The following is a 6,533-nucleotide window of genomic DNA, read 5'->3' on the forward strand; positions in this document are numbered from 1 at the left end:
TAAAGATAGACGGAATAAGGATTTAATCATTAAGCAGCATTGGATAGCTGCGTCGGAGTAGGTTTGATTTCGCCCTTGTTTGCCTTTTGATGGAGCATACCATTGCGTAGCAGGATCAAACCAAATGACAATATTTCCGCGACTCATGAGTGCTCGGTTATATGCGGGCCAATTGGTTGTGCAGTAGATTTTGTGTGTAGGCTTCTTCATTTGAAAATTATATCGCTGAAAAAGCCTTTACAGATAGGTTTGTGCAACAAAGCCCTTCACAACTATATATTTACCATTTCATCCATCTAATTCAGTGGTTAGTAATTTAATGAAGATTCAGCAAATGTTTAGATTAATGATTTTATTGGAGTTATCATATTTGCCGGGTCATAACTCACAACTCACATAGCAACTGTAGATTTGAGTGCCGCCTTTCTCAGCATGCTCGTGCAATAATTGCGACTTTATTAGGAGTTCTTCTTCTATCTAGACAACTTTTTCCAAAATTATGGATATTCCTTCAGTAACAATTAGTAATCTAGGTGTTTTGGTGGTTTTTCCTTTTAACAGCTGGTACTACAGTATATTACTTTATCTCATTCAATCGCGTTTGTAGGGTTCTTACCACTGTACAGCCATATTTGCAGTGATACCTGGAGGAGTGAACAATTAAACTACTTGCATACTAAAATTACAAAGCTAAATAAATTTTCAAAGAACACTTGCAATAGTTAATGTAACCTTCATCTATTAAAAATTATTATATTTTTTAGGGGGTAAGGGGAGAATGAGTAATCCAGTTTCTCTTTCAAATAGTTGTATTCTCCTTGCAGGTAGCATTTCTCTTACTACAAATGATGACCAGATCGATAAGGCTCATTCATTTGTTGAAGCTCTTGTAACAGAAGTTATTAATGCTGGAGGCAGCTTTATCGGTTATTTTTCAGCAGAGCCTGTAAATCAAACTCAAAAATCTTTAGTTTTTGATTGGACTATTGCTAGAAAAATAAACGAACTAACTCAAGGGATAGAAAACAAAATCTTTCTTAAGATTGTTGCATCAAATGATCGGTTGCAATGCAAAACCAATTCCGAACAGCGACGGCTTTTAAATAGCATGATTGCTCGTGGGGTTGCTGAACATATTTGTATTGATGACGAAATCTTAACAGGTAGCAATGTAGGTGAAGAACAAATTGAGCATGCTACAGCAATGATTGCACTAGGTGGTGGTAAAGGAGTATTAGATAGAGCTCACAAAATGGTAAAAAAAGGGTTGCCTATTTTGCCTTTAGATCTACAAATCGGATCAAATAAAGAAGATGGAAATGGTGCATTAGGATTGCTAAAAAAATTTAGAGACACTCCTCAAACTTATTTGCAAAATACCGGTTCTACTGTGGTAAAAAGTATTTCAGCACTCTCTTTAGAAGAACCTGTATTAGAATTTTCTCAAATTGCAAAGAGAATTATTACGATCTTTTATAAAGAGGAACAAGCTAGACACGCAGCTCTTCCGCCAGATGTATTAGTCTTGACAGCTTTACCAATTGAATTATCAGCTGCAAGGCAAGCATTAAATATTAATGAAGGTGTACAGCCTATAGTTACAAGTACGGGTCTCCATGTATGGAAAACAGAAATAATTCGCAATGATGGTATACGGGCTAATTGCGCAATAGCATGTTTTTCTAGCGCTGGAAATGTAGATGCTTCTTCAATCACCACCACATTACTAATTGAATTACAACCTAAAAATGTAATCATGTTAGGTATTGCTGCGGGAATGCGCGAAAAATGTGCTTTAGGCGAAGTTGTTTTATCTGAACAAGTCGTTGCATACGAAGGAGCAGCTCTCATTGAAGGTGGCGCTACAGAACACCGGCCTAAAAGCACAGTGTTAGATCTTAAAGTTAGACAGGATGTTAGCACATATTTATCTAACAAAAGTTCTTTAGAAAGTCGCTTAATAAAGAGCTATGAAGCCTTAGAAATCATACTTCCAGATAGTATTGAAATTGGCCCAGTAACTAAAAGTGTTATGCCTAAAACAGTCACTATTGGAAGTGGTGAGAAGCTTCTTCGAGATCCTGAAAAATTTAAAGCCTTAAAAGAACTTAATGGAAAAATTGAAGTTGCTGAAATGGAGGGTGCAGGAGTATTTGCGGCTTGTGCTTTACATAAAAAACCCGTGTTAATGATTAGAGGAATTAGTGACTTTGGTGATTCCACAAAAGACAATCGCTTTCATGACTTAGCCGCAAAAGCAGCTGCTGCAGTAACAGCAGATTATATTACTCATGGCTTAACACTTAATAACTAACTTGGGGAAACACATCAGAATGTCACTTACAAATTCAGATCTTCAATATTATGATGGTAATGTACTTCGTTTACCTTCAGAAAAACGTACAGAATATCATGCACAAGTGGATAATTTAATAACAGAGTTACGCAAACATATCACTTCAAACTCTGACTTAAAAATAGCAAAAGTAGTTAAAGCCGGTTCTTTTGCAAAGTATACAATTTTGAAGAAAACTGTAGATGATCCTATCGATGTAGATATTGTATTTTATATCAGTAATAAAAATGTAGATGATTCGACATTAGACAATCTTAATGACTTAATTTACACGTTACTCACAAAAATTTATCCAACTAAAGCTGTTGAAGATTTTGAGATTCAACGGAGAGCAGCTACAGTAACTTTTGTCAAAAGTGGGCTGAGTGTAGATGTAGTTCCTGTAATTCAAGATGCCCAAGAACCAAACCATGGTTGGCAATATGATCTAAAAACTAAAGAAAAAAACCTAACTTGTGCTCCTTGTCATATTCAATTTATTCGTGATAGAAAAAATTCAGATAAGCATTACCGCACTTTAGTGCGTATGGCAAAACGATGGAAAAATTTTGCGTGCCCTCCGGGCCTTAAATCTTTTCATCTAGAGTTGATACTAGCTTATTTACAAGATCGTGATGGACCAACACAAAATATTGAACAACGTTTTAGAGAATTTTTAGGATTTATAGCTCAAAGTGAATTAAATGAGCGTATTGATTTCCCTGAGAACTCGGCTAAGGTGCAGAAATATTTTTCAGATCCTGTTGTAATTATTGATCCTGCTAACCATGAAAATAATGTAGCGTCTCGAATAACTATAGAAGAGAAAGAACAAATCGTCAAAATAGCCTTACAAGCTTGGGAAACTGCAAATTATGCATCAGTAGAAGATGATAACGACATTTGGAAAGAAATATTCGGTAATAAATTTAAAATTAAGGATTAAAGCATGAGTTCATCATACTCAAGTACTTATTCGAGTACTTACACTGTAGCTGATGTTGAAAAAGTTGTACGTAGTATTAAAGCAGATTTAATTATGATCGCTAGTAGCACAAGAGCGATGACTGAAGATAAAGCGAAAGAATATGCCCATGATATTGAACTATTAGCAAAAAATGAATATTTATCTAAAGTTGATGTAACTTTGATATCTTCCTATGGTTCAGAAGTTAGAGCTATTAAGTACATATTTCAAACTGAAGGTGCATCTGGTACTGAAAGACCTGGCGGAGTAATGTGGCCCCACACACCAGATGGACGAATTAGAATTATATTGTCACATACCGATAAATATCGTAATGAATCAGAAAAAGCTTCCAAATTACCATTGGAAATAACTTGGGTCTCAACAACAGAAAGTACCACTCACAGTAGCCTTTCTGCATCAGGGGAGCGAGGTTATAGCAGTAATGGTTATGGAGCTAATAGGAGCGACTACTCATGAGTAAATCAACAGTTTTTGAAGTTAAGACAGATTTACCAATTAAACAATTTGATGATTTAGCTGACAAATTACTCGGTTTTGAATCTAGATATTCCCGTATTAAGAAACAAGTACAACTTTTGCTTCAGGCTGATGAGTTAGAACAATGGAGTAAACAAAAACATGGGAAAAAACTAGCGGTTATTGATCTTCTTGTCGATCAATATCCTTTAGCTATTTTTCATGGTGATGTAGGTACTGGAAAAACTGCAAATGCTGAAGCAATTGTTAATAGATTAGCTCGTGATGCGAAAATAGAAGATGCTTTGCTATTTAAGCTTAGTAATAAAGTCAGAGGAACTGGTAAAGTTGGTGAAATGGGTACTCTCATTGCACAAGCATTCGATGAAATCACTCGGTCTATTGGACATGGAAATGGTCGAGCTTTTCTTATTATTGATGAAGGTGATTCGCTTGGAGCATCTCGAAGTCAAGAAAATAGTCATCATGAAGATAAAGTTGGTGTGAATACTTTAATTCAAGCAATAGATGATTTAAGAAAACATGGTGGCCGTATCTTTGCAATTTTATGTACTAATCGATTAGCTGCTTTAGATGCAGCTGTTTTGCGTAGAGCTTCCATTGTAGAAGAGTTTGTTCGCCCATCTAATGAAGAACGACATGAGCTTTTTACTAAAGATTTGTCTGACATCGATTTTTCGGAAGATGAAATTGCCGAATTAGTAAGTGCAACTGCTCCTCACGGAGCAGAACCAGGTTGGACTTATTCAGATATTCGTACACGGTTATATCCAACGGCAGTTTCTTTAGCTTTTCCTGATTCAGAATTAAAAATCTCACACTTCCATCAGGCTCTTAGTAAGCTAAAGCCTTCACCTATAATGGCTGGATAACATAATTCTAATTGGAAGGAGCATAAGAATGTATAAAAAAGAGGTTTATATTTCTGTAGACATTGAAACAGCAGGTCCTATAGTAGGTGAACACAGTATGCTGACTATAGGAGCATGTTTCGTATATAACCCTGATATAGAATTTACAATAATGCTCCAACCAATCAGTGATCAAGCAATTGAAGAAGCTTTAAAAGTGTCAGGAATAACTTTAGACCAAGCACGAAAGAAAGGTATTCCCCCCATAGAAGCAATGTCTCAATTTGAAAGTTGGATACTCAAGTATTTACCAGAGGACTCTAGACCTATATTTGTAGGACTTAATGCGCCTTTCGATTGGTCTTTTATAAATTTTTATTTTCTAAAATATTTAAATAGAAATCCTTTTGGTATATCAGCTATAGATATCAAAGCTCTTTTTATGGGAGCCACAAAATGTAGCTGGTACGATACAAAGTCAAGTTCAATAGATAAATATGTACATCCTACTTTACAAGGAGATCATAATGCTTTGCACGATGCAAAGTATCAAGCAGAATTATTTAGATTAGTTTATTCAATTGAATAAATTATATAATTCATATAATTTTCAATTGGGTAATATTAATATGACAAATAGGATTAATTCTGAACAAGCTGTTGAACATGCCTGGAAGTACTTTGAATTACATTCCAACCAAAGAATAACAATGTTCAATTATTTTCTTTTTATCATTGCTGGATTAGGAACCGCTATAGGTGTTTCCATTCAGTCCTCAAGTACCTTTGCTTACATAGGAATATTTTTATCCATTTTCTTAAGTATTACGGCATTTGTTTTCTGGAAGCTAGATCAAAGAACATCTTTTTTAATCAAACAATCTGAAGAAGTCTTTAAAAGATTAGAAAGAAATTCTTCAATTGATATTGGAATATTTTGTAATGAAGAAAGTAATCTTATTAGAGCTAATATGGGAAAAAAATATTTAAGTAAAATTTTGACTTATGGCTTGATATTTAGAGCAACTTTCTTAATTATGGGACTAATTGGCTTAATCGGAGTCTTAATCTTTAGTTTAATAATTTTTGAAAAAATCTCTTTTGAAACTCCCAAAAAAAATGATACTACGTTAATTTCTAAATAAGTAATAACCCTATGCATATCTTTGCATAGGGCTAGATAATATTTTTAGGCTGTTAATATCTAGATATTTTACTAATATTCTTCTGATGAATTTTAATACCAGTGAATAAAAAAAATCCAAGGACTATTAATGGAATCAACCACATAAGCTGTCATTAAAAAGTAAACATGTATTCTTTTCCGAATTGGTTTGATACTCTCTCCACCCATTGCTCTATTTTATCAGCTGTCATGACTTGAAAATCTCGCCAATAATATTTCATCTGCTTCCATACCATCTCGATTCGATTTAACTCAGGGCTATAAGCTGGAATAAAATACAAATTCGTCGAAAAGTTACTTTTAAGTAGCTCTCTGTAATCAGCCATCTTTTTACTTCTATGAATCGAGGCATTATCAACAATAAGAACCAATGGAAGGTTATAAGTCTGTTTTACTTGTTGAGCTATTCCAGTTAAATAGGCATAAAACCAAGTGCTTGTAACTGACTCTTGTAAACAACTTGTCACCAGTTCCCCCGTTGAAAGCAAACACCCCATGACATTAACTCGTTTTAATCTTATTGCATCAACCGCATGAACATCACCTATCTTTGTCCATGCATAGCGGTTATCAGGTGTAGATGAAAACCCTGTTTCATCAACATAACCTAATATAATTTCACCACGTGCCGCTTGCTCTCGTAATTTTTCAATCTGCTGTGTTGCTTGTTCAAATGCAATCGGATCTCTTTTT

At 34.6% G+C, this 6,533-nt stretch carries 8 protein-coding genes; 6 read left to right on the plus strand and 2 right to left on the minus strand.

The features are described 5' to 3' along the window. A partial coding sequence (locus tag FTU38_RS16220) for a transposase (protein WP_180111861.1) occupies nt 1-210 on the minus strand: 210 nt, incomplete at its 3' end. A gap of 568 nt (nt 211-778) precedes the next feature. Between FTU38_RS16220 and FTU38_RS16225 the strand changes: the two genes are divergently transcribed. The 6 genes from FTU38_RS16225 to FTU38_RS16250 are packed head-to-tail and all read left to right on the plus strand — an operon-like array spanning nt 779 to nt 5,799. After that, the gene (locus tag FTU38_RS16225) at nt 779-2,314 is read left to right on the plus strand and encodes a phosphorylase (RefSeq protein WP_159153817.1); all 1,536 of its coding nucleotides are present in this window, start codon (nt 779-781) and stop codon (nt 2,312-2,314) included. A gap of 19 nt (nt 2,315-2,333) precedes the next feature. Further along, nucleotides 2,334-3,281 (plus strand): CBASS oligonucleotide cyclase, encoded by a 948-nt coding sequence (locus tag FTU38_RS16230; protein ID WP_151208075.1) that lies wholly within the window; start codon nt 2,334-2,336, stop codon nt 3,279-3,281. A 3-nt stretch (nt 3,282-3,284) separates the two neighbouring features. Continuing rightward, complete coding sequence (locus FTU38_RS16235) at nt 3,285-3,782, plus strand: four-carbon acid sugar kinase family protein (protein ID WP_151208077.1); 498 nt, start codon at nt 3,285-3,287, stop codon at nt 3,780-3,782. Beyond that, nucleotides 3,779-4,675: an ATP-binding protein gene (locus tag FTU38_RS16240; RefSeq protein WP_127798918.1), complete on the plus strand. Its 897-nt coding sequence runs from the start codon at nt 3,779-3,781 to the stop codon at nt 4,673-4,675. Before FTU38_RS16235 ends, FTU38_RS16240 begins: the two co-directional genes overlap by 4 nt. A 28-nt stretch (nt 4,676-4,703) precedes the next feature. Next, a complete protein-coding gene (locus FTU38_RS16245) occupies nt 4,704-5,243 on the plus strand; it encodes a 3'-5' exonuclease (RefSeq protein ID WP_127798920.1) in 540 nt (179 codons plus the stop codon). Nucleotides 5,244-5,283: 40 nt separating this feature from the next. Then, nucleotides 5,284-5,799 (plus strand): hypothetical protein, encoded by a 516-nt coding sequence (locus tag FTU38_RS16250; protein WP_127798922.1) that lies wholly within the window; start codon nt 5,284-5,286, stop codon nt 5,797-5,799. Between the two features lie 154 nt (nt 5,800-5,953). Here FTU38_RS16250 and FTU38_RS16255 read toward each other — a convergent pair whose 3' ends face one another. Continuing rightward, the gene (locus FTU38_RS16255; RefSeq protein ID WP_180023089.1) at nt 5,954-6,520 is read right to left on the minus strand and encodes an IS630 family transposase; all 567 of its coding nucleotides are present in this window, start codon (nt 6,518-6,520) and stop codon (nt 5,954-5,956) included. Nucleotides 6,521-6,533 lie beyond the last annotated feature (13 nt).

The organism is Acinetobacter sp. YH12098, assembly GCF_013419235.1.
GTDB classification, from domain to species: Bacteria; Pseudomonadota; Gammaproteobacteria; order Pseudomonadales; family Moraxellaceae; genus Acinetobacter; species Acinetobacter amyesii.